This is a genomic window from Ancylobacter sp. (assembly GCF_965279025.1).
In the GTDB taxonomy this organism is placed as follows: domain Bacteria; phylum Pseudomonadota; class Alphaproteobacteria; order Rhizobiales; family Xanthobacteraceae; genus Ancylobacter.
In genome coordinates this window covers 1,639,344-1,661,879 of sequence record NZ_OZ257132.1, presented here as the reverse complement: position 1 = coordinate 1,661,879, position 22,536 = coordinate 1,639,344, and the positions used below count along the sequence as shown (strand labels likewise).

The following is a 22,536-nucleotide window of genomic DNA, read 5'->3' as shown; positions in this document are numbered from 1 at the left end:
CACCCTCCCCGTCTCCGTTTCCCGCGTGCGCCCCCCATGCTTCTCGACCGCCGCCTGTTCCTGATCGCCTCGCCCCTCGCCCTTGCCGGCTGCGCCACCACGCGCGAGCCGCTGACGAGCCGTGTCCTGCCGCCCGCGATGGACCCGCATTATCTGCGCATGTATGCGGCGATCACGGACGAGCCCTTCCCGGTGCCGGCGGTCGACCTGACCGAGATCGACCCGCGCTTCCTGCGCCAGGAAGTGGCGTATCCCACGCGCTATCAGCCCGGCACGATCGTGGTCGATCCCAACGAGCGCTTCGCCTATCTGGTGATGGCCAATGGCCGGGCGCTGCGCTACGGCGTCGGCGTCGGCCGCGAGGAAGGCTTCAATTTCCGTGGCGAGGGCGTCGTCGCCCGCAAGGCCTCCTGGCCGGGCTGGACGCCGACCCCGGCGATGATCGCCCGCGAGCCGGAGCGCTACGGCCCCTATGCCGGCGGCCTGCCCGGCGGCCCCACCAACCCGCTCGGCCCGCGCGCGCTCTACCTCTACAAGGATGGCCGCGACACCTATTACCGCCTGCACGGCACCACCGAGCCCTGGACCATCGGCACGCAGGTGTCGTCCGGCTGCGTGCGCTTCATCAACCAGGACATCATCGACCTGTACCGCCGCGTGCCCACCGGCACCCGTGTGATCGTCATGCCCGCCACCGGAACGCCGGTCGGCTGAGGTTACGGCGGGCGAGGGCGGAAGGCTCCTCGGGGAGGCCGCTCCGACGCCCGGCCCCGCGCTATTGGCGCGACGGCATTCCCGGGAGGCAACGTCGTGCCCTGGCGAAACGACACTGCTTGGCAAGACAACGCCCTCCCCGGGCGTGGCCCGGGCATCCACGTCTGCTGTCCCACTTCCGCCAAGTCGTGGATCCCCGGGCCAAGCCGGGGATGACGGGCGAGGTTGGGACAGGCCCGGCCGTGACGGCGCGGTTCAGGCAGGCCCGGCGACGGGCGCGCCGGGTCCCTCAGCCCAGCCGGATCTCGAAGGGCTCGTTCTCCATCGCCTCGCGGCCGCGGCCGATGGCGGCGATGGCGGCGCTCATGCGGCCCTGCCGGCCGAGCGCGGCATCGGCTATCTGCACCAGCAGCGCGTTCGGCGTGGCGATGGGGGAGGCGGCGCGCAGCGCCTGCGCGATCTCGGCCTCGTTGCGTCCCGGCTCCAGCGCGCAGGCGGCGATATAGGCCGAGGCGGTGGAGCGGCTGATGCCGGCATAGCAATGCACCACCAGCGGCGCGGCGCGCGGCCAGCGGCGGGCAAAGGCGAGGATCGCCTCCACATGCTCCACCGCCGGGTGGATCAGTCCTTCCTGCGGGGCGACAATGTCGTTGAAGCCGACAAAGAGATGGTTCTCCCGCAGCACGGTGGCCGGCAGCGTCACCGGCGTCGCGACATTGATGACGCTCAGCACGTGCTCGGCGCCGGTACGGGTGACAGTCTCTTCGAGACGCGAGAGCGGGCAGACGTGGATCATGGTGTCTCCGCGACCAGTTCCTGAAAGCGGGCGAGGAAGCGGGCCTTGGCCTCGTCCGCGCTCCAGGGGGTGAGGTAGTCCCGCTCGTCGGCGCTGTCGAGCGGGCAGGGCGCGCCGAAGAAGCGGCGGGCCTCGGCAATCTCGAAGCCGGCGAGCCGGGTCGCCTCCAGAAAGGCGCTGGCGCGATCGGCCGCCTTCACCCGCGCCACCAGGGCCGCCGACCAGTGCGCCGGCAGGCCGAAGCGCAGGCTCACCGCCGCCAGCAGCCGCGCCTCCACGGTCTTGTAGTCGCCGCCGATCACCGCCTTGAAAGGGCTGATCATGTCGCCGACCACATATTCCGGCGCGTCGTGCAGCAGCATGGCGAGGCGCCAGCGCCGGTCGATGTCGGTGCCGCGGGTCATCGCCTGCCGGCGGGCGATGAGTTCCACCAACACCGAATGCTGGGCGACCGAGAAGATGTGCTCGCCGCGCGTCTGGCCGTTCCAGCGGGCGACGCGGGCGAGGCCATGGGCGATGTCCTCGATCTCGATGTCGAGCGGCGAAGGGTTGATCAGGTCGAGCCGCCGGCCCGACAGCATGCGCTGCCAGGCGCGCAAGGGTTTTGCGGGGGCGGGCTTCGCAGGGGCAGGCTTGGCGGGGGCGGGTTTTGCGGGGACGGCCTCGTCGGCGACACTCATCGCGCCGCCCTCACGCCCGCGTGCCGTCACGCGCCGCACCATGGCGGTGGCAGGTGACGGCGTGGTCGTCCACCATGCCAACCGCCTGCATGAAGGCGTAGACGATGGTCGGGCCGACAAAATTGAAGCCGCGCTTCTTCAGCTCCTTCGACATGGCGATCGCCACCGGCGAGGTGACCAGCGGCGGGTCGCCCGGTTCGCGCCTGTTGTCGAGCACCGGGCCGTTAATGTCCCAGAGCAGCCTGGAGAAGCCCGGCCCGCGCTCCTGGATGTCGAGCCAGACCTGCGCGGAGCGCACGGTCGATTCGATCTTGGAGCGGTTGCGCACGATGCCGGCATCCTGCATCAGCGCCTCGACCTTATCGGGCGTGTAGCGGGCGATGATCTCCGGCTGGAAGCCGTCGAACGCCGCGCGGAATCCCTCGCGCTTGCGCAAGATGGTGATCCAGGCGAGGCCGGCCTGGAAGCCGTCGAGGATCAGCTTTTCGAACAGCGCGCGGTCGTCCTCTTCCGGCACGCCCCATTCGCTGTCGTGATAGGCGACATAGAGCGGGTCGGTGCCGCACCAGGCGCAGCGGGTGAGGCCGTCCTCATGGGTGTGAACCTTCATGCCGGGTCCTCCCTCGAAGCGCTCTCCGTGCCGGGAACGGCAAAGCGCGCCCAGTCCGGGCGCTCGGGCACCAGCGCGAAGCCGTCCGCCTCCACCAGCTGGCCGGCGGCGCGCGCCTCCTCCAGCCGGTCGAGACGCACCAGCGCCAGCGCCCGGCCGTTCACGCCCGAACCGATGCGGCCGATGCTCTTGCCGCCGGCGGTGATCGGCGTGCCCTCGGCGGGCGGCGGGCCGCACAGAGCGAGTGGGATGATGCGGGTGCGCGCCGTGCCGCGATGCTGCATGCGGCTGACGATTTCCTGCCCAACATAGCAGCCCTTGTCGAAATCGATGCCGCCGAGCTGGTCCATGTCCGCCTCGTGCGGGAAGGCGTCGCCATAGAGGAAATCCTGCCCGCCTTCCGGCACGCCGAGGGCGATGCGGTGGGCGTGCCATTCGGCCTCGGGCACCATGGAAATCTGCGCCGCCTCGGCGGCCGGCAGCAGGAAGCGCCGGCCGAGCGCCGGCAGGCGCGGGTCGTCATAGGCCAGCGTGTCGACCAGCGGGCTGGCCCCGCCCCACGCCACCGCTACGGCGAGGTCGTCGAGCAGGCCGATCTCGACCTTGGCCCGCAGCCGGTAGAGCTGCAGCCGCTTCATCAGGTCGGCGGCCACCGCCCGGGGAATGTCGAGGCGGAAGCCGCCCTCGGTCGCCAGCACGATCATGTCGGCGACGATCTTGCCCTGCGGGGCGAGCAGCGCGGCATAGCGCGCCTCGCCGGGCGCGGGGGTGCGGGAGGTGAGCAGGTTGTCGAGGAAGTGGGCGGCGTCGGCACCGGCGATGCGGGCGACGGCACGCTCCCGAAGGATCGCGATCGGCATGGAGGCGCGCTCCGAATGGATGAGCCCGGCGGCGCGGGCGAGTTGCCCGAGAGGTACGACGGCCCGGGCCACGGGGCAAGCGCAAAGAAACGAAACGGGAACAGGCACAAACGCCGTGCGCCGGCGCAAGACAATTTCGCCGGAATGGTTGCCCGGTGCGCAAGCCGCACCATCTTCTGGCGGGGCCGCCCTGTTCCGGCCCGCATTTTCCAGGGAGATTTTCATGTCCGGCACTGTTCTCTTCACCGGGACTGCCACCGCCATCGGCGGGCGCAACGGCCATTCCCAGACCAGCGACGGCTCGGTCTCGGTCGATCTCGGCATGCCCAAGAACGGCGTGCTCGATTCCGGCAAGACCACGCCCGAGCACCTGTTCGCCACCGGCTATGCCGCCTGCTTCGGCTCGGCCGTCGAGGCCGTCGGCCACCAGAAGAAGCTGGACGTGACCGGCGCCGCCGTCACTGTCGCGGTCTCGCTGGTGAAGGGCGATGACGGCTTCAGCCTCGCCGCCAAGCTCTCCCTCAAGGCGCCCGCCCTCACCCCCGAGCAGACCCAGGAGGTGCTGGAAGCGGCGCACCAGATGTGCCCCTATTCCAAGGCGACCCGCAACAACATCCCGGTCGAGCTCAGCGTCGGCTGATCCCTCGCTGATTTAGCGTTATTGAAAACCTCATCCCGGACGCCGCCGCGGCGATCCGGGATTTTCCGCGTTCAGTCGCGAAAGCCGATCCCGGTTCTCCCGCTGCGGCTGCGGCCGCGACGACGGCCGCAGCACCGCCTGAACGACGTCATCCCCGGGCCTCGCCCGGGGATTCATGTTTTTGCGAAGTCGCGTAAGTCGTGGATGGCCGGGCTTGCCCGGCCATGACGTCGCCTCGGGAGCGGAGATGCCGGGGAGCGACCGCCCGCTCACGCGGAGCGGCGCATCTCGCCCGCGCCGCCCTGCGCCACCAGTTCGCCAAGGCTCGGCAATTCCACCGGCGCGCCCGTGGGGCTGACCAGGCCACGCGCGCCGTCGAGCGCGCCCGGCTGCAGTTCCAGCCCGAGGAAGCGGTTGCGGTCGAACGCCCCCGGCAGCCACAAGCCCTCCGTCATACCGACATCGAAGCCGAAGCGGGCGTAGTAGGGCGCATCGCCCACCAGCAGGATGGCGCCATGGCCGAGCCGGGTCGCCTCGCAGATCGCCGTCGTCATCAGCGCGGCGCCGAGGCCGCGGTCGCGGAACCACGGGTGCACGGCCAGCGGGCCGAGCAGCAGCGCCGGCCGGGCCGGGCCCGCCGTGACGTGCCACAGGCGCAGGGTCGCGACCACGCGGCCGTCCGGGCCGTGCGAGGCGAAGGCGAGCCCTTCGGCCGGCTTGCGACCTTCACGCAGGCGCTCGCTGGTCTTGGCGAGGCGGGCGGCGCGGCCGAAAGCGAGATCGAGCAGGGCCTCGCGCTGGGCGATGTCAGCCTGAGTCTCGAGCGAAATGGCGGGAGCGGAAGTGACGAGCATGATGGCCTCCAACACCCGGGATCGCCGGGCAAAGAGGGACAGGGAATTGCGGATTCAGGCTGTCGGACGGCGCCGGCGCGGCCCGCTCAGATCACATAGGATCGCAGCGGGTCGAAGCCGTTGAACGCCACCGCCGAATAGGTGGTGGTGTAGGCGCCGGTCGCTTCGATGAGCACCTTGTCGCCGATGGCGAGCGACACCGGCAGCATGACCGGGGTCTTCTCGTACAGCACGTCGGCCGAATCGCAGGTCGGGCCGGCGAGCACGCAGGGCTCCACCGCGTCGCCGTCGCGCGGCGTCACGATCGGGTAGCGGATGGCCTCTTCCATCGTCTCGGCGAGGCCGCCGAACTTGCCGATGTCGAGATAGACCCAGCGCACCGAATCGGTGGTCGACTTCTTCGAGATCAGCACCACTTCGGCCTCGATCATGCCGGCCGCGCCGACCATGCCGCGACCCGGCTCGATGATGGTCTGCGGGATGGCATTGCCGAAATGCCGGGACAAGGCGCGGAAGATCGCCTCGCCATAGGCCTCGGCCGCCGGAACGTCCTGCAGGTACTTCGCCGGGAAGCCGCCGCCGAGATTGACCAGGCTCAGCGAGAAGCCGCGCTCGGCACATTCGCGGAAGATCGCGCCGGCCGAGGCCAGCGCCGAATCCCAGGCTTCGACGTTCTTCTGCTGCGAGCCGACATGGAACGACACGCCATAGGCGCGCAGGCCCAGCCGATGGGCGTGCTCCAGCACGTCGACCGCCATGTCCGGCTCGCAGCCGAACTTGCGCGACAGCGGCCATTCGGCGCCGGCGCCGTCGCACAGGATGCGGCAGAACACCTTGGCGCCGGCGGCGACGCGGGCCACCTTCTCGACTTCCTCGACGCAGTCGACCGCGAACAGGCGCACACCGAGCTGATAGGCGCGCTCGATGTCGCGCTCCTTCTTGATGGTGTTGCCGAAGGAGATGCGATCGGCGGTGGCACCGGCGGCGAGGGCCATCTGGATCTCGGCGACCGACGCGCAGTCGAAGCACGAGCCGAGCTGGGCCAGGGCGGCGAGCACCGCCGCGTCCGGGTTGGCCTTCACGGCATAGAACACGCGGGTGTCCGGCAGCGCCCGGGCGAAGGCCGCATAATTGGTGCGCACGACGTCGAGGTCGACCACGACACAGGGACCGTCTTCACGGCGGGTACGCAGAAATTCACGGATACGGTCAGTCATGGCAGATCCCCACAGACCCGAAGGCTTCGAACCAGATGAAGCGAACATCCGGATGCGAACACCCGCCCGCGGCGCCAATGCGCCGCGTTGATGGCGAGAATGCGCATCCGTTCGCCGACCGCACGGCTTTTGCCGATTGGCCGTATGGAATGGAGCCGTGGCACGAACCCGTCCGACTGCGCGTGTGGAGAGCGCAGCGTCCGTTCGATGCCTTCGCTTGGTACGGGAGACCCGACCGCACGCCCGGCAAGATGTAGTGCCTCTTCAGTTTCCCGACCTTTGGAGGGCCGACAGAGACTAAAAAAGCCCGCTACGTCGTTGCTTCAAGTCACGTTCCCCGCTGAGAGCGAGGTGCGCCGGTTTCGCCTCCGGCTACCGATCTGACTGGCGACTTTCCGGCCTCTTGTCCGGACTTCCGCCGATCGGCACGCGACCACAGGCACGTGCGAATGTTGGGCAAGCGCGATGTATGGATTCGCGCCGTCATATGCAAGCGGGTTTTGCGGATTTTTCGTCGTTCGCGCCCAATCAGGCAGCTTGGTACCCGCAAAGCCGTGCGAATGTGACGAAAAGCCGGCAAGGCAAAGGTTTGCCGGCTGTCTTCGAGGCGCGTCGCCCACCCATCTGCGGCAAGCCTGTCGGCTCGCGGCGCGCGGTCAGCCTTCGACGAAGGGCTCGATCGACTTCGCCTTCATCACGAAGCGGTAAATGCCGTAGATGGCGAGTGCGGCGAACACACCTTCAAAAATGAGTTCCCACATCAGGCCGGCGTCGAACAGGGCAGCAATGGCCCAGCCGGCGGCAAGGCCGGCGCCGATGAGCTCGGCACCCAGCAGGATGGCGGCGCTGCCCACCGTGCTGACATTGTCCCAGCGAATGCGTCGGCCCGTGCTCATCTCGTCCCAATCCGTCTACTTCGGCGGGCCGCAAACTGCTATGCCCGGCGGCGCGGGTCAAGCGGCGGGCTCCCCGCGGCGCCGCGGGGAGTGCGAAATGGCTCACGATCGGCTTCACGAGAGCGCGCGCGCCGGCGCCGGCATGGTGGCGACCCCCAACGCTCTGGCCACCGAGGCGGGGCGTGCCGTGCTGGAAGAGGGCGGCAATGCGGTGGAGGCGGCGCTCGCCGCCGCCGCGACACTCGCCGTGACCTGTCCGCACCTCTGCCAGCTTGGCGGCGACGGCGTCTGGCTGATCCGCGACCCGGCCGGGCGCGTCACCGCAATCGATGCCGCCGGCCCTGTCGGGGCGAGCGTCACGCCGTCCTTCTATCGGGAACGCGGCCATGACGAGCTTCCCGCGCGCGGCCCGCTCGCCGCCCTCACCGTGCCGGGGCAGGTGGGCGGCTGGGCGCTGGCGCAGGAGGCGGCTCAGGCCTTCGGCGGCAGGATGCCCCTGCGCCGGCTGCTGGAATCGGCTGTCGAGCACGCGCGCGCCGGCATCGCCGTCTCGCCGCCCCTGTACAGGGCAAGCCTGGCGACCCACGCCGCGCTCGAGGCGATTCCCGGCTTCCGGGCGGGCTTCCTGACGCCCGACGGCAAGGTGCCGGCGGTGGGCGTGGTGCTGCCGTGCGAGCGCCTCGCCGACACGCTGGCGCAGCTCGCCGGCGCCGGGCTGGACGATTTCTACCGGGGCGACGTGGCGCGCGAGATGGCGGCGGATCTTGAGCGGGCCGGCAGCCCGCTGACCCGCGCAGACTTCCGCGCCTATCGCGCCGCCACGCGGCGGCCGCTCACCGTCAAGCTGCCGGAGATGGAGCTGTGGTCCTCGCCCCCGCCGACGCAGGGGCTGGCGACGCTGCTCATCCTGGCGCTCTTCGCGCGGGCGGGCGTTTCCCGGCCGGAGGGCGCTGCCCATGTCCACGGTCTGGTCGAGGCCACCAAACGGGCCTTCGGGGTGCGCGACGGGCTGATGAGCGAGCGCGAGCTGCTGCTTCACGACCCCGCCGACGCCTTCACGCCCGAGGCGCTCGCCCGGGAGGCGGCGGCGATCGACCCGAAGCGCGCCGCGCCCTGGTCGCATCGGGCGATGCCCGGCGCGGCGGCGTGGCTCGGCGCGGCGGACCGCAGCGGGATCATGGTCTCCTATATCCAGTCGAATCACGGGACGTTCGGCGCCGGCCTCGTGCTGCCGGCGACCGGCGTGCTGATACACAATCGCGGCACGACCTTGTCGCTCGATCCACGGGCGAAGAACGCGCTCGCGCCCGGCCGCCGCCCGCTTTGCACGCCGGCTCCCGGCCTCGCGCGCCTGCCGGACGGGCGCGTCGTCGTCTTCGGCGCCTCGGAGGGAGACGGCCAGCCGCAGACCGATGCGGCGGTCATCAGCCGCTACGCCCTGTTCGGCCTGCCGCTCGGCGAGGCGATCGCTGCCCCGCGCTGGCGGCTCGGGCGCGAGGGAAGCGCCGACCCGGTCAATCTGCGCATCGAGGGCGCGTTCGACGGCGCCATTGCCGAGCAGCTCGCCGTCGCCGGTCACGATGTCGAGATGCTGGCCGAGCCGGCCTCCGACCTGGTGGGCCATGCCGGGGCAGTGGTGCTGCACCCGGGCAAGGGCGGGCTGGAGGGCGCGCACGATCCGCGCGCCGATGGCGACGCGGCCGGAATATAGCGACCTGCCGATGGGGGACTTCATCGAACGGTCACAACAACATGCGAGAGGCGCGCCATGGACGTGATTCTCACCAATGCTCGCCTTGTTCTCCAAGACCGCGTCGTCGATGGCACGCTGGTCCATGCGGACGGGCGCATCCGCGCGATCGACGAAGGCCGCTCGCATCTCCCCGCCGCGATCGACTGCGAGGGCGCCTATCTCGCGCCCGGGCTGATCGATCTGCACACCGATGCGCTGGAAGGCCATTTCGTGCCACGGCCGAAGGTGATCTGGCCGGATGCCCGCGCCGCCGCGCTGGCGCACGACGCGCAGATGGCGGCCTCGGGCGTGACCACGGTCTTCGACGCCATCTGCGCCGGCGGTTTCGACCAGGCCAAGGCGGACCGGCGGGCGCTCTACGAGGTGATGCTCGACGCGGTGGATTCCGGCGTCGAGCGCGGCCTGTTCCGCGTCGACCACCGCATCCATCTGCGCTGCGAACTGACCGACCACACCTTGCCCGACCTTGTCGACGCCGCGCTGGGACGCCCGACGCTGGCGCTGGCCTCGCTGATGGACCACACGCCCGGCACCCGCCAATGGCGCAATGTCGAGCATCTCAAGGTCTACCTCACCGGCATCGGCAAGAGTGGCGGCGACATCGATGCCGAGGTGGCCGACCGCATCGAGCGGGCGCGCGGCGCCGTCGCCGGCAATTACAGCCGCATGGTGGCGCTGTTCGCCTCTTCCGGCCTCGTGCTGGCGAGCCATGACGACACCACGCCCGACCATGTCGACGAGGCGGTGGCGGCGGGCTGCACCATCTCCGAGTTCCCGACCACCGTGGAGGCCGCCCGCGCGGCCCGCGAACAGGGCCTCGCCACGATCGGCGGCGCGCCGAACGTGGTGCGCGGCGGCTCGCATGCCGGCGGCGTTTCCATGCGCGACCTCGCCGCCGACGGGCTGCTCGACGCCCTTGCCTCGGATTATGTGCCGGCGAGCCTTCTGCAGGCGGCGCTGGCGCTGACGCGGACGGCCGGCCTCTCCATCCCCGCCGCGCTCGCCCTCGTCACCTCGGCCCCGGCCCGGCTCGCCCGGCTGGAGGATCGCGGCCGGCTGGAAATGGGGCTGCGCGCCGACCTCGTGCGCTTCCGACTTGCCGACGACACCCCCCGGATCGACGAGGTCTTTGTCGCCGGCCGGCGCGTCTTCTAAAAGGGCTGCCCATGTCCGCCACACCGAACGCCGCGCAGCCCATCGCGGCAGCCGCCACGCGGCCGGCGACGCCACGCTACGCGCTCTATTTCGCCCCGCCGGCGCAGAGCCCGCTCTGGCGCTTCGGCTCGGCCGCCCTCGGCTACGACGCGGAAACCGGCACGGAGGCTGCACCGCTGCCGCTGCGCCGCTTCGACGCCGTCCGCTGGCGCGAGATCACCGCCGAGCCGCGCCGCTACGGCTTCCACGGCACACTGAAGGCGCCGTTCCGCCTCGCACCGGGCCGCACCGAGGAAGAGCTGCACGCCGCCTGCGCCCGCTTCGCGAAGGAGCGCGCCGGCTTTGCCTGCCCCGGGGTGACGCTGGCCAGCATCGGCCGGTTCCTGGCGCTGCGCCTCGCCGCGCCGAGCGCGGCGCTGGACCGCCTCGCCGCCAGCGCCGTCGCCGACCTCGACGATTTCCGCGCCCCGATGACCGAGGCGGAACGGGAGAAGCGCCTGCGGGCACCCCTCACGCCGCGCCAGCAGGAATATCTCGCGCGCTGGGGCTATCCCTATGTGCTCGCCGATTTCCGCTTCCACATGACGCTGACCGGCACGCTGGACGACGAGGAGCGGGCGCTCGCCGAGGCGGAACTGGCCGAGCATTTCTCCGCCAGCGGCGCCGACGGCCCGCTCATCGTGCGCGAGATCGCGCTCTACCGTCAGGAAGCCGGCCCGTTCCGGCTAATCGCCCGCTTTCCCTTCGGCAGCTGAGGCTTCATCGGGAGAGGCGGGCGCGGCGCGTCCCGCCCCCTTCCCCGCTGCCCCTGCGCCGCCCTTGCGCCGCCCCCGCTGCCCGGCTACGCCTTGGCGCAGACATGGGAGGACGCGATGGCCGCAAGCGCACTGGACGTCGACGAGGTGCTCGCCCGCCGCCGGCTGCGGCGCAAGCTCGCCTTCTGGCGCGTCCTGGCGCTTCTCATCGTGCTGCTCGGCGGCCTCGGCGCCTTCGCCTGGTGGAGCGACGGGGGCCTGCTGCCGCGCTCCTCCCCGCATGTCGCCCGGGTCGCCATTGGCGGCATCATCCGCAATGAGCGCGAGCGGATCGAAATGCTCGACGCCATCGGCCGCTCGGGCGCCCGGGCGGTGATCCTCTCCATCGACAGCCCCGGCGGCACCGTGGTGGGTTCGGCCGCGCTCTATGACGGGCTGCGCCGGCTGTCGGAGAAGAAGCCCATCGTCGCGGTGGTGGGCGGAATCGCTGCTTCCGGCGCCTATATCGCCGCCATGGGCGCCGACCATATCGTCGCCCCGCGCAACGCGCTGGTCGGGTCGATCGGCGTCATCTTCCAGTTCCCCAACTTCTCCGAGCTGATGAAGACGGTCGGCATCTCCTATGAGGAGATCAAGTCGAGCCCGCTCAAAGCCGCGCCCAACATGTTCGACCCGCCGACCGAGGACGCCCGCGCGGCGGTGCGCTCGCTGGTCGAGGACAGCTATGACTGGTTCAAGGGCCTCGTCGCCGAGCGCCGCCTGCTGGAGGGCGAAAAGCTGGCTCTCGCCGCCGACGGACGGGTGTTCACCGGCCACCAGGCGCTGCCGATGCGGCTCATCGACGAGATCGGCGACGAGCGCACCGGGCGGGACTGGCTGGAGCGCGAGCGCGGCGTCGAGAAGGATCTTCCCGTACGCGATTGGCGCACCAGCCGTGCCGGCGACGAATTCGGTTGGCTACACGGTATGGGAATAAAGCTCATGTCGTTGATCGGGCTTGAAGATCTGGGGCGGTTCGTGGCAGATGCAGCGGGCGAGGCCGCCACGCAGGCCCGCCTTGACGGTCTTCTGGCCCTCTGGCACCCTCGTGGAGGCTAGACGGGGCCAAGAGCTTCCAAAATATCAATTTTTTGGAGTACCGACGAGCCGAACAAAAAAGGGGCCGGGGCGTCGATGATCAAGTCCGAACTGGTGCAGCGGATTGCTGAAGCCAATCCGCATCTTTATCAGCGCGATGTCGAAAACATCGTGAATGCCATTCTCGACGAGGTGGTGGCGGCGCTGGCGCGCGGCGACCGTGTCGAGCTGCGCGGCTTCGGCGCCTTCTCGGTCAAGGCGCGCCCGGCGCGCACCGGACGCAACCCGCGCACCGGTGCGCATGTGGATGTCGACGGCAAGGCCGTGCCCTATTTCAAGACGGGCAAGGAAATGCGCGAGCGCCTGAATGATGGCGTCGATCTGGAATAAATTTCCGAGGGAGAACTCGTGCTGCGTCGTGTGCTGCTGATCCTCATCGTCCTGCCGATCTCGGTCGGGCTCGTCATGCTCGCCGTGGCCAACCGCCACGCGGTGACGCTGTTCGTCGACCCGCTCTCGGGCGCCGATGGCGCGTCGATCGACCTGCCGCTGTTCCTCGTCGTTTCGGCGGCGATGATCATCGGCGTGCTGCTGGGCGGCACCGCCGCGTGGCTGAGCCAGGGCCGTTACCGCAAGGCCGCCCGCCGTTCCGCGCGCGAGGCCCGTTCCGCCCATGACGAGGTCGAGGAGCTGCGCGCGTCCACCCGCGAGGCGCCGGCCCGCACCGCACTGGCACATCGCCGCAACGCGGCCTGACAGGTTCGATCCATGAGCGATCTTCGTTTCGTCTCGTCCGGCGAGATCGCCGGGCTATTGTCCTTTCCCGCGCTGATCGACGCCATCGAGGCGGCCTTCCGCCGCTCCATCACCGTGCCGGTGCGCCACCATCACGCGCTGCCGCGCCCGGACGGGGACGCGATGCTGCTGCTCATGCCGGCCTGGACCGGCGGTGGCGGCGAAGCGGACATGCTCGGCACCAAGCTGGTGACGGTGTTCCCCGGCAATAATGCGCGCGGCATCGAGAGCATCACCGGCCTCTACATCCTCAATTCCGGTGCCACCGGCCAGCCGCTGGTGGTGATGGACGCGCGCGCGCTCACCGTCTGGCGCACCGCCGCCGCCTCGGCGCTCGCCGCGCGCTATCTCGCCCGCCCGGATGCCAGCCGGCTGGCGGTGATCGGCGCCGGGGCGCTAGCGCCCTATCTCGCCCGCGCCCATGCCAGCGTGCGGCCGATCCGCACCATCACCATCTGGAACCGGACCTTGGCCAAGGCCGAGGCGATGGCGGAAAGCCTGCGCAGCGAGGGCTTCGACGCCCGCGCGCAGGCCGACCGCGGCGCCGCCATTGCGGATGCCGACATCGTCACCTCCGCCACGCTGTCGCCGCAGCCGCTGGTGGAGGGGCGCTACCTCCAGCCCGGCCAGCATGTGGACCTTGTCGGCGGCTTCACCCCCACCATGCGCGAGGCCGATGACGAGGCGATCCGCCGGGCACGGGTCTATGTCGACACGCGGGCCGGCGCCGGCAAGGAAGCGGGCGACATCGTCATCCCGCTGGCGAGCGGGCTGCTGAAGCCGGAAGACATCCATGGCGACCTGTTCGAGCTGACCGCCGGCACCGCCGCCGGGCGCGGCAGCGCCGACGAGATCACGCTGTTCAAGTCGGTCGGCACCGCCATCGAGGACCTCGCCGCCGCCGAGCTGGTGTGGAAGGCGTTGAAGGGCTGAGCGCCGCCACACGGCATCCGCCGCGTGCGTCCTTCGAGGCCCGGCCGATGGCCGGGCACCTCAGGATGACGTGTCGTCTTTCCGTGCAGGGGCCGTCATGCTGAGGTGCCGCCCGCACGGGCGGCCTCGAAGCACGCAGGCTCGGACCGCAGAGCGCGGCCCCCTCAATGCCCCGGCTTGCCCTGCGCCTTCACCCGCGCCGCATCGAGCCGCTCGATGATTGCCTTGGCCACCAGCGTGACCAGCGCGACGAGGGTCAGCAACGTTGCCACCGCGAACGCCGCCACCGCGTTGTTGTCCTGGTAGAGCAGCTCGATCTGCAGCGGCAGCGTGTTGGTCTGGCCGCGAATATTGCCGGAGACGATCGACACCGCGCCGAACTCGCCCATCACCCGCGCATTGCACAAGGCCGCGCCATAGAGCAGGGCGAAGCGCACATTGGGCAGGGTGACGAGGCGCAGTATGCGCCAGCCGCCGGCGCCCAGCGTCACCGCCGCCTCTTCCTCCTCCGACCCTTGAGCGATCATCAGCGGAATCAGCTCGCGCGCCACGAAGGGCGCGGTGACGAACAGGCTGGCGAGGATGATCGCCGGCACCGCGAACATGATCTTGATGTCGTGCTCGGCCAGCCATGGCCCGAGCAGCCCCTGCGCGCCATAGACGAAGAGATAGGCGACGCCGGCGATGATCGGCGAGATGGAGAAGGGCAGCTCCACCAGCGCCACCAGCAGGTTGCGGCCGCGAAAACGAAACTTGGCGATGCTCCACGCCGCCGCGATGCCGAAGGCGACATTGATCGGCACCGCGATGAGCGCCGTGAAGATGGTGAGGCCGATGGCGTATTGCGTGTCGGGCGCGGCGAAGGAGGCGGCATAGGCGGCCACGCCGTGGCGGAAAGCCTCGGCGAAGATTGCCACCAGCGGCGCCACCAGCACCAGCGCGGTAACCAGCAGCACGCCGCCGACCAGCACGGCGCGCACCAGCGGCCCATCGCCGACACGGATGCGGCGGGGCAGATGGGTGGGGGCGGGGGGAAGCGGTTCGCGCGCCATCGTCAGTCCCCCGTGCCGATGCGGCGCTGCTGCCAGAGCTGGATCATGTTGACCAGGAACAGCATCACGAAGGCGAAGCCGAGGAGCGTCGCGGCAATGGCGGCGGCGGCCGGGTAGTCATATTCCTCGATGCGGATGAAGGTGAGCAGCGACACCACCTCGGTCTTCAGCGGCAGGTTGCCGGCGATGAAGATGATGGCGCCGAACTCGCCCAGCGAGCGGGCGAAGCTCAGCGAGGCGCCGGTGAGGAAGGCCGGCAGGATGGCCGGGAAGATGATGCGGGCGAAGATGCGCAGATCGGAGGCGCCGAGCGTCGCGGCGGCTTCCTCCACATCGCTGGCGAGATCCTCCAGCACCGGCTGCACCGTGCGCACCACGAAGGGAATGGAGGTGAAGGCCATGGCCATGGCGATGCCGAGCGGGGTGTAGGCGACCTCGATGCCGAGGGCGGCCAGCGGCGCGCCGAACCAGCCATTCCTCACGAACAGCGCCGAGAGCGCGAGGCCGGCCACGGCGGTGGGCAGGGCGAACGGCACGTCGACCAGCGCGTCGAGGAAGCGCTTGCCGGGAAACTCGTAGCGCACCAGCACCCAGGCCAGCGCCAGCCCGTACATGCAGTTGAACAATGTGGCGATGGCGGCGGTCGACAGGGTGACGCGGAAGGCGGCCATGGTGCGCGCGCCGCTCATAATGGCGAGGTAGCGCTCCCAGCCGACATCGAGCGCCTGCCAGACCAGCGCGCCGAGCGGCAGCAGCACGATCAGGCTGAGATAGAGCACGGTGATGCCGAGCGAGAGCGGAAGGCCCGGTATGACGCGGTTCAACGGGCGGCTCCTTCGATCGGCGGCCCCGTTCGGCACGGGCCTTATCGGAAACGGTGATGGCCGGGACAAGCCCGGCCATGCCGCAATTCAACATGAATGTCCAGCGCGGCGGCCGCCACCGCCCCGTCATGCCCGGCCTTGGGCCGGGCATCCACGACGTGATCACCGGAGAGGCGTGGATGGCCGGGACCAGCCCGGCCATGACGACGCTCTGGAAGCGCACGGCGTTCAGCAAAGGCTCCGCCGGTGCGGATGGGGCGCTGCGCCGTTCACGGCGCGACGAACAGCTCGTCGAGCTTGCCGCCGGAGGCGAAATGGGTCTTCTGCGCGTTGGCCCAGCCGCCGAACACGTCCTCGACCTTGACGAGGCGGACGGGGGCGAACTTGCCCTTGAACTCGTCCGCCACCTTCGGGTCGACGACGCGGTTATTATATTCGGCGGCGACCTTCTGGCCTTCCGGCGAATAGAGATAGGTCAGGTAGTCGGTGGCGACCTGGCGCGAGCCGCGCTTGTCGACCACCTTGTCGACCACCGCCACCGGGAATTCGGCCAGCAGGCTCATTTCCGGCACCACGACCTCGAACTTCTTGTCCTTGTAGGCGTCCTTCACGCCGATCACCTCGGCCTCGAAGGTTATGAGCACGTCGCCCTGCTCGCGCTCCACGAAGGATGTGGTGGCGCCGCGCCCGCCCGTGTCGAACACCACGACGTTGGAGAGCAGCTTCCTGGCGAAGGCATCCGCCTTGGCGGTGTCGCCCTTGAACTTCTCCAGCGCGAAGGCATAGGCGCCGAGATAGGTGTAGCGCGCATTGCCGGAGGTCTTCGGGTTGGGGAAGACCAGCTTCACGTCGTCACGGACGAGGTCGTCCCAGTTCTTCACCTTCTTCGGGTTGCCCTCGCGCACGAGGAAGGCCGGGAAGGAATACCAGGGCGAGGAATTGTTCGGCAGGCGGGTCTGCCAATCCTTGGCGACATACCCCTTGTCGGCGAGGAAGGTGATGTCGGTGATCTGGTTGAAGGTCACCACGTCGGCTTCGAGACCCTCGACGATGGAGCGCGCCTGCTTGGAGGTGCCGGCATGGCTCTGGTTGACCTTGATGTCGTTGCCGGTCTTGGCCTTGTAGGCCGGCTCGAACTGCTTGTTCTCGGCCTCGAACAGCTCGCGCGCCACATCATAGGAGGCGTTGAGGATCTGGTTCGGCTCGGCGGCACGGGCTTCCGGCGCGAAGGCGGGCAGCACGAACGGCCCGAGCGCGGCGGCGAAGGTCGAGGCGAGGATCAGGCGGCGCGAGAGGCGCATGGGCAGTCTCCAGGGTCGGCACCGGACGCGACCAGGATGCGGGCCGCAATATCCATCATAAGTGCGTGAATTTAATAATTTCACAGTCGAATGTGAGTAGCATGGGGAATGTCGTGACGGAAGGGGTAATTTCAACCCCCGCCGGCGAGACCTCCCAAACGGCGGCACACAACGGCACGCCATGTCGCGCCGCTTCAGCATGGGCTTCGGCGATGCCCTCGCCTCGCCGGGCGGTCCGTGCTAGGTGGCTCTCTTCGAGGAGGCGTCCTTGTCGCTTGACATCAAGATTTGCGGGATCAGCACCGCCGAGACGCTGGAGGCAGCGCTCGGTGCGGGGGCGGACATGGTGGGCATGGTGTTCTTCGCCCCCTCGCCGCGCCATGTCGACCTCGCCACGGCCACCCGCCTCGCCGCGCAGGCGCGCGGGCGGGCGCAGATCGTCGCGCTCACCGTCGATGCCGACGACGCGACGCTGACCGCCATCGTCGACGCCGTCCGCCCCGACATGCTGCAGCTGCATGGCAGGGAGACCCCGGCGCGCGTGGCCGCCGTGCGGGCGCGCTTCGGCCTGCCGGTGATGAAGGCGCTGGGCATCGCCACGCGGGACGACCTCGCCGCGCTTCCCGCCTATGAGGCGGTGGCCGACCGGCTGCTGCTCGACGCCAAGCCGCCCAAGGGCGCGGTGCTCCCGGGCGGCAATGGCGTCGCCTTCGACTGGACCCTCATCGCCGATCTCGACCTTGCCGCGCCCTATATGCTGTCGGGCGGGCTCGACCCGGACAATGTGGCGCAGGCCATCGCGCTCATCCATCCGTCCGGCGTAGACGTATCCTCCGGTGTCGAGCGCGAACCCGGCATCAAGGACCCGTCCCGCATCGAGGCCTTCCTGCGCGTCGCGCGAGCGGCCGAGGCGGAAGGCCGGGCGCGCGCCGCCCGATCCGAACCAACCGGCCCCACGCCGACGCAGCCTTCACCCGCCAGAGAGACGAGCCCGTCGTGAACGCTCCCAATTCCTTCCGTACCGGCCCCGACGAGAACGGGCATTTCGGCCTCTTCGGCGGTCGTTTCGTTGCCGAAACACTCATGCCGATCATCCTCGACCTGGAAACCGCCTATGAGGCGGCCAAGGCCGACCCCGCCTACAAGGCGGAGATGGATGCCGGGCTGAAGCATTATGTCGGCCGCCCGAGCCCGCTCTACTATGCCGAGCGGCTGACCGAGCACCTGCGCAAGGGCGCCGCGCCCGGGATGGGCGCCAAGATCTACTTCAAGCGCGAAGAGCTGAACCACACCGGCTCGCACAAGGTGAACAACGTTCTCGGCCAGATCCTGCTCGCCCGCCGCATGGGCAAGAAGCGGATCATCGCCGAGACCGGCGCCGGCCAGCATGGCGTCGCCACCGCGACGCTCTGCGCCCGCTACGGGCTGGACTGCGTGGTCTATATGGGCGCCGTCGACGTCGCGCGTCAGGCGCCCAACGTGTTCCGCATGAAGATGCTCGGCGCCACCGTCGTTCCCGTCCAGTCCGGCTCGAAGACGCTGAAGGATGCGATGAACGAGGCGCTGCGCGACTGGGTGACCAATGTCACCGACACCTTCTACTGCATCGGCACGGTCGCCGGCCCGCACCCCTACCCGGCCATGGTGCGCGACTTCCAGAGCATCATCGGCGCGGAGACCCGCGAGCAGATGCTGGAGATGGAAGGCCGCCTGCCGGACAGCCTGATCGCCTGCATCGGCGGCGGCTCCAACGCCATGGGCCTGTTCCACCCGTTCCTGGACGATCCCGGCGTGCAGATCTTCGGCGTCGAGGCCGCCGGCCACGGCATTCCCTCGGGCCAGCACGCCGCCTCGCTCACCGGCGGGCGCCCGGGCGTGCTGCACGGCAACCGCACCTACCTGCTGATGGACGATGACGGCCAGATCGCCGAGGCGCATTCCATCTCGGCCGGCCTCGACTATCCCGGCATCGGCCCGGAGCATAGCTGGCTGCACGACACCGGCCGCGCCACCTACATCTCCGCCACCGACGACGAGGCACTCGCGGCCTTCCAGCTCGTCGCCAAGCTGGAAGGCATCATCCCGGCGCTGGAGCCGGCGCATGCGCTGGCTCGGGTCGCCGACCTCGCCCCGACCTTGCCCGAGGACCATTTGATGGTGGTCAACCTCTCCGGACGCGGCGACAAGGACATTCCGCAGGTGGCGGACATTCTGGGAACGAGCCTATGAGCACCCGCATCGAGACGCGCTTCAAGGCCTGCGCCGCCGAGGGGCGCGCGGCCCTCGTCACCTTCATCACCGCCGGCGATCCCGACCACGACACCTCGCTCGCTTTGCTCAAGGCGCTGCCGGCGGCGGGGGCGGACATCATCGAGCTCGGCGTGCCCTTCACCGACCCGATGGCCGACGGCCCGGCAATCCAGGCGGCGGGGCTGCGCGCGCTCAAAGCCGGCCAGACGCTGGCCAAGACGCTGGCCATGGTGAAGACCTTCCGCGAGGGCGATGCCGCCACGCCCATCGTGCTGATGGGCTATTACAACCCGGTCTATGTCTATGGCGTCGAGCGCTTCCTCACCGATGCCAAGGCCGCCGGCGTCGATGGCCTCGTGGTGGTCGACCTGCCGCCGGAAGAGGATAACGAGCTGTGCCTGCCGGCGCTGGCGGCGGGGCTGGACTTCATCCGCCTCGCCACCCCCACCACCGACGACAAGCGCCTGCCGGCCGTTCTCGCGAACACGGCGGGCTTCGTCTATTACGTCTCGATCACCGGCATCACCGGCGCGGCGCAGGCCGATCCTGCGGCGGTGGGGCAGGCGGTGGCGCGGATCAAGCGCCACACCACGCTGCCCGTCGCGGTCGGCTTCGGCGTGAAGACGCCGGAGAGCGCCGCCGCCATCGCCGCCGGCGCCGATGGCGTGGTGGTCGGCTCGGCGCTGATCGACGCGCTGCGCGCCAGCCTCGACAGCGAGGACAAGGCGACGCCCGCCACCGTTTCCGCGGTTACCCAGCTGGTCGGCCGGCTTGCCGAGGCGGTGCGCGGCGTGCGCCGGCAGGCGGCGGAGTAAGGGCCGGCGGCAAGGGGCCCGGCGCCTGATTCGCGCTTGTGCCTTTTCATCGCCCTTCTGCGGCATTAGATGAAGGCGCGGCCGGCGGGGCAAACCCTCGCGGGCCGCCGCCCGCACCACCGTCCGGAGCCTGACCTTTGAACTGGATCTCGAACGTCGTCCCCAAGCTGAGCTCCTTCCTGAACCGCCGGGAAGTGCCGGAAAATCTCTGGGTGAAGTGCCCCGAGACCGGGCAGATGGTGTTCCACAAGGATCTGGAGGCCAATCTCCACGTCATCCCCGGCTCCGGGTTCCATATGCGGATGGACCCCGCGACCCGACTGCGCTCGGTGTTCGACGGCGGCAAATGGTACGATATCGCCCTGCCGGCGGTGGCCATCGACCCGCTGAAATTCCGCGACGAGAAGCGCTATGTCGACCGCCTCAAGGACGCCCGCGCCAAGACCGGCGCGCAGGATGCGGTGAAGGTCGGCTATGGCAAGCTGGAAGGCCTGCCGGTCACCGTGGCCGTACAGGATTTCGGCTTCATGGGCGGCTCGCTCGGCATGGCGGCCGGCGAGGCCATCGTCACCGGCCTTGAGACCGCCGCCTCGCGCGGCACGCCCTTCATCATGTTTGCCTCGTCGGGCGGCGCGCGCATGCAGGAGGGCATCCTCTCGCTGATGCAGATGCCGCGCACCACCTGCGCCATCCAGGAACTGCGCGAGGCCAAGCGCCCCTATATCGTGGTGCTGACCAACCCGACCACCGGCGGCGTCACCGCCTCCTACGCCATGCTGGGCGACATCCAGATCGCCGAGCCAGGCGCGCTGATCGGCTTTGCCGGCCCCCGCGTCATCGAGCAGACCATCCGCGAAAAGCTGCCCGAGGGCTTCCAGCGCGCCGAATATCTGCGCGACCACGGCATGATCGACCTCGTCGTCCACCGCCACGAGATGCGCCCCACCCTCGCCCGCCTGTGCCGCCTGTTGATGCGTGCGCCGGCCGTCGCCGAGCCCAGGGACGCCTCCGCGAAGGAGCCGGGCGCGAAGGAGGCTTCCGCGCGGGATCAGGCCGCACAGGAGTCCGCGACGCGGCCGGGCGAGGAAAAGGCGACCGGAGCCCCGGCCCTGCCGGCCCCCGCGCCGACGAGCGCCTGAGGCCAGCCATGACCGCGCTTCCCGCCGCCGGCCCCGCCCCCGCCGAGGGGCCGCGGCGGCCCGTGGACGACATCTTCGACCGGCTGCTGGCCCTGCACCCGAAGCTGATCGACCTGTCGCTGGACCGGATGTGGCGACTGCTGGAGCGGCTCGGCCACCCCGAGCATCGCCTGCCGCCGGTCATCCATGTCGCCGGCACCAATGGCAAGGGCTCCACCGTCGCCTTCATGCGGGCGATATTGGAGGCCGCCGGCAAGCGCGTGCATGTCTACACCTCGCCGCATCTGGTGCGCTTCAACGAGCGCATCCGCCTTGCCGGCACGCTGGTGGACGATGCCCGCCTCACCCAGGCGCTGGCGCGGGCCGAAGCGGCCAATGGCGGCGAGCCGATCACCTTCTTCGAGATCACCACCGCCGCCGCGCTGCTGCTGTTCGCGGAAGTTCCCGCCGATATCCTCCTGCTGGAAGTCGGCCTCGGCGGGCGGCTCGACGCTACCAACGTCATTGACCGGCCGCTGCTGAGCGTCATCACGCCGGTGTCCATCGACCATGTGGATTTCCTCGGCGAGACGGTTGCCGAGATCGCCGGCGAGAAGGCCGGCATCCTCAAGCGCGGCGTGCCCGCCGTGCTCGGTCACCAGCCGCGCGAGGCGCTGGCGGTGATCGAGCGTCAGGCGGCGCGGCTCGGCGTGCCCCTGTCGACCATGGGCGAGCACTACCAGGCGCATGAGGAGGGCGGCCGTCTGGTCGTCGCCGACGAGGCCGGCCTCTTGGACCTGCCGCGCCCACGCCTTGTCGGGCCGCATCAGATCGGCAATGCCGGGCTGGCGGTGGAGGCGCTGCGGGTCGCCAATCTGGGGCTGCCCGCCCACGCCTTCGAGGAAGGGATGCGCACGGCGCAGTGGCCCGCGCGGCTGCAGCGTCTGGTCCCCGGCCCGCTCACCGCGCGGGCGCCGGAGGGCGTCGACATCTGGCTCGACGGCGGCCACAACGCCGCCGGCGGTCTGGCGCTCGCCGCCGCGCTGGCCGATCTCGAAGACCGGGTCTCACGGCCGCTGGTGCTGATCGTCGGCATGCTGGGGTCAAAGGATGCGGACGCCTTCCTGGCGCCCTTCGCTGGCCTCGCCCGCGAACTCGTCGCGGTGCCGGTGCCCGGCGAGCACAAGGGCCAACCGCCGGAAGCGGTGGCGGAGGCGGCGCGGGCGCACGGCATGGACGCCTCCACCGCCGTGAGCGTCGCCGCGGCGCTGGAGGGGCTCGCGGCCTTCCCGGTCGGCCCGGCGCCACGCGTGCTGATCGCCGGCTCGCTCTATCTCGCCGGCGCCGTGCTGGGCGAGAACGGCGCGTTGCCGGACTAGCGCGCCCGGTCGTGCCCGCGGGACGACACGAAGGACGCCAGAAATGACGATCCCGGACCCGG

General features: G+C 70.1%; 24 protein-coding genes. 14 read left to right on the top strand and 10 right to left on the bottom strand.

The window, feature by feature from the left end; translation table 11 throughout:
* Positions 1–36 precede the first annotated feature (36 nt).
* Entirely contained in the window at positions 37–714 is a 678-nt protein-coding gene (locus ACQY76_RS07695) for a L,D-transpeptidase (RefSeq protein WP_428032294.1), read from the top strand.
* A 289-nt stretch (positions 715–1,003) separates the two neighbouring features.
* Here the strand turns inward: ACQY76_RS07695 and ACQY76_RS07690 are convergent, their stop codons facing one another.
* Genes ACQY76_RS07690 through ACQY76_RS07675 form a run of 4 tightly spaced genes read right to left on the bottom strand, consistent with a single transcriptional unit; the run spans position 1,004 to position 3,660 of the window.
* Positions 1,004–1,510, bottom strand: a complete 507-nt coding sequence (locus ACQY76_RS07690) for a tyrosine phosphatase family protein (protein ID WP_428032293.1) — start codon at positions 1,508–1,510, stop codon at positions 1,004–1,006.
* Positions 1,507–2,190 carry a YfbR-like 5'-deoxynucleotidase gene (locus ACQY76_RS07685; RefSeq protein ID WP_428032292.1) on the bottom strand — a complete coding sequence of 228 codons (684 nt, stop codon included), beginning with the start codon at positions 2,188–2,190 and terminating at the stop codon, positions 1,507–1,509. Before ACQY76_RS07685 ends, ACQY76_RS07690 begins: the two co-directional genes overlap by 4 nt.
* A gap of 10 nt (positions 2,191–2,200) precedes the next feature.
* Positions 2,201–2,800: a DNA-3-methyladenine glycosylase I gene (locus ACQY76_RS07680; protein WP_428032291.1), complete on the bottom strand. Its 600-nt coding sequence runs from the start codon at positions 2,798–2,800 to the stop codon at positions 2,201–2,203.
* Positions 2,797–3,660 carry a YgfZ/GcvT domain-containing protein gene (locus tag ACQY76_RS07675; protein WP_428032290.1) on the bottom strand — a complete coding sequence of 288 codons (864 nt, stop codon included), beginning with the start codon at positions 3,658–3,660 and terminating at the stop codon, positions 2,797–2,799. Before ACQY76_RS07675 ends, ACQY76_RS07680 begins: the two co-directional genes overlap by 4 nt.
* A 223-nt stretch (positions 3,661–3,883) precedes the next feature.
* On the opposite strand from ACQY76_RS07675, the gene ACQY76_RS07670 reads away from it, so the two are divergent.
* The gene (locus ACQY76_RS07670; protein WP_428032289.1) at positions 3,884–4,300 is read left to right on the top strand and encodes an Ohr family peroxiredoxin; all 417 of its coding nucleotides are present in this window, start codon (positions 3,884–3,886) and stop codon (positions 4,298–4,300) included.
* A gap of 269 nt (positions 4,301–4,569) precedes the next feature.
* On the opposite strand, the gene ACQY76_RS07665 is transcribed toward ACQY76_RS07670, so the two are convergent.
* The 3 genes from ACQY76_RS07665 to ACQY76_RS07655 form a co-directional block, all read right to left on the bottom strand.
* A complete protein-coding gene (locus ACQY76_RS07665; protein ID WP_428032288.1) occupies positions 4,570–5,154 on the bottom strand; it encodes a GNAT family N-acetyltransferase in 585 nt (194 codons plus the stop codon).
* Between the two features lie 86 nt (positions 5,155–5,240).
* Positions 5,241–6,371, bottom strand: a complete 1,131-nt coding sequence (locus ACQY76_RS07660) for a type III PLP-dependent enzyme (protein ID WP_428032287.1) — start codon at positions 6,369–6,371, stop codon at positions 5,241–5,243.
* A gap of 656 nt (positions 6,372–7,027) precedes the next feature.
* A complete protein-coding gene (locus ACQY76_RS07655; protein WP_428032286.1) occupies positions 7,028–7,267 on the bottom strand; it encodes a hypothetical protein in 240 nt (79 codons plus the stop codon).
* A 97-nt stretch (positions 7,268–7,364) separates the two neighbouring features.
* Here ACQY76_RS07655 and ACQY76_RS07650 point away from each other — a divergent pair, with 97 nt between their 5' ends.
* From ACQY76_RS07650 to ACQY76_RS07620, 7 genes are all read left to right on the top strand, one after another.
* Positions 7,365–8,978 carry a gamma-glutamyltransferase family protein gene (locus tag ACQY76_RS07650; RefSeq protein WP_428032285.1) on the top strand — a complete coding sequence of 538 codons (1,614 nt, stop codon included), beginning with the start codon at positions 7,365–7,367 and terminating at the stop codon, positions 8,976–8,978.
* A 57-nt stretch (positions 8,979–9,035) separates the two neighbouring features.
* Positions 9,036–10,175: an alpha-D-ribose 1-methylphosphonate 5-triphosphate diphosphatase gene (locus ACQY76_RS07645; protein WP_428032284.1), complete on the top strand. Its 1,140-nt coding sequence runs from the start codon at positions 9,036–9,038 to the stop codon at positions 10,173–10,175.
* Positions 10,176–10,186: 11 nt separating this feature from the next.
* Positions 10,187–10,930 carry a DUF1045 domain-containing protein gene (locus ACQY76_RS07640; RefSeq protein ID WP_428032283.1) on the top strand — a complete coding sequence of 248 codons (744 nt, stop codon included), beginning with the start codon at positions 10,187–10,189 and terminating at the stop codon, positions 10,928–10,930.
* A gap of 117 nt (positions 10,931–11,047) precedes the next feature.
* Entirely contained in the window at positions 11,048–12,028 is a 981-nt protein-coding gene (gene sppA / locus ACQY76_RS07635) for a signal peptide peptidase SppA (RefSeq protein WP_428032282.1), read from the top strand.
* A 75-nt stretch (positions 12,029–12,103) separates the two neighbouring features.
* Positions 12,104–12,397, top strand: coding sequence for an integration host factor subunit beta (gene ihfB / locus ACQY76_RS07630; protein WP_131833432.1), 294 nt, complete (start codon positions 12,104–12,106; stop codon positions 12,395–12,397).
* A gap of 18 nt (positions 12,398–12,415) precedes the next feature.
* Positions 12,416–12,763: a lipopolysaccharide assembly protein LapA domain-containing protein gene (locus ACQY76_RS07625; RefSeq protein ID WP_428032281.1), complete on the top strand. Its 348-nt coding sequence runs from the start codon at positions 12,416–12,418 to the stop codon at positions 12,761–12,763.
* A gap of 12 nt (positions 12,764–12,775) precedes the next feature.
* On the top strand, positions 12,776–13,735 hold the full coding sequence (locus tag ACQY76_RS07620; protein WP_428032280.1) for an ornithine cyclodeaminase family protein: 960 nt from the start codon (positions 12,776–12,778) through the stop codon (positions 13,733–13,735).
* A 164-nt stretch (positions 13,736–13,899) separates the two neighbouring features.
* Here the strand turns inward: ACQY76_RS07620 and cysW are convergent, their stop codons facing one another.
* The 3 genes from cysW to cysP form a co-directional block, all read right to left on the bottom strand.
* Positions 13,900–14,787, bottom strand: a complete 888-nt coding sequence (gene cysW, locus ACQY76_RS07615; RefSeq protein WP_428032279.1) for a sulfate ABC transporter permease subunit CysW — start codon at positions 14,785–14,787, stop codon at positions 13,900–13,902.
* Positions 14,788–14,789: 2 nt separating this feature from the next.
* Entirely contained in the window at positions 14,790–15,611 is an 822-nt protein-coding gene (cysT, locus tag ACQY76_RS07610; RefSeq protein WP_428032278.1) for a sulfate ABC transporter permease subunit CysT, read from the bottom strand.
* A 269-nt stretch (positions 15,612–15,880) separates the two neighbouring features.
* On the bottom strand, positions 15,881–16,912 hold the full coding sequence (gene cysP, locus ACQY76_RS07605; RefSeq protein WP_428032277.1) for a thiosulfate ABC transporter substrate-binding protein CysP: 1,032 nt from the start codon (positions 16,910–16,912) through the stop codon (positions 15,881–15,883).
* A gap of 268 nt (positions 16,913–17,180) precedes the next feature.
* On the opposite strand from cysP, the gene ACQY76_RS07600 reads away from it, so the two are divergent.
* The 5 genes from ACQY76_RS07600 (at position 17,181) to ACQY76_RS07580 (ending at position 22,474) form a co-directional block, all read left to right on the top strand.
* A complete protein-coding gene (locus ACQY76_RS07600) occupies positions 17,181–17,912 on the top strand; it encodes a phosphoribosylanthranilate isomerase (RefSeq protein ID WP_428032276.1) in 732 nt (243 codons plus the stop codon).
* Positions 17,909–19,141: a tryptophan synthase subunit beta gene (gene trpB / locus ACQY76_RS07595; protein ID WP_428032275.1), complete on the top strand. Its 1,233-nt coding sequence runs from the start codon at positions 17,909–17,911 to the stop codon at positions 19,139–19,141. Before ACQY76_RS07600 ends, trpB begins: the two co-directional genes overlap by 4 nt.
* Positions 19,138–19,977 carry a tryptophan synthase subunit alpha gene (gene trpA, locus ACQY76_RS07590; protein WP_428032274.1) on the top strand — a complete coding sequence of 280 codons (840 nt, stop codon included), beginning with the start codon at positions 19,138–19,140 and terminating at the stop codon, positions 19,975–19,977. The genes trpB and trpA overlap by 4 nt, the downstream gene beginning before the upstream one ends.
* 137 nt (positions 19,978–20,114) lie before the next feature.
* A complete protein-coding gene (gene accD / locus ACQY76_RS07585; protein WP_428032273.1) occupies positions 20,115–21,116 on the top strand; it encodes an acetyl-CoA carboxylase, carboxyltransferase subunit beta in 1,002 nt (333 codons plus the stop codon).
* 8 nt (positions 21,117–21,124) lie between these two features.
* On the top strand, positions 21,125–22,474 hold the full coding sequence (locus ACQY76_RS07580; RefSeq protein ID WP_428032272.1) for a bifunctional folylpolyglutamate synthase/dihydrofolate synthase: 1,350 nt from the start codon (positions 21,125–21,127) through the stop codon (positions 22,472–22,474).
* The last annotated feature ends 62 nt before the right edge of the window (positions 22,475–22,536 follow it).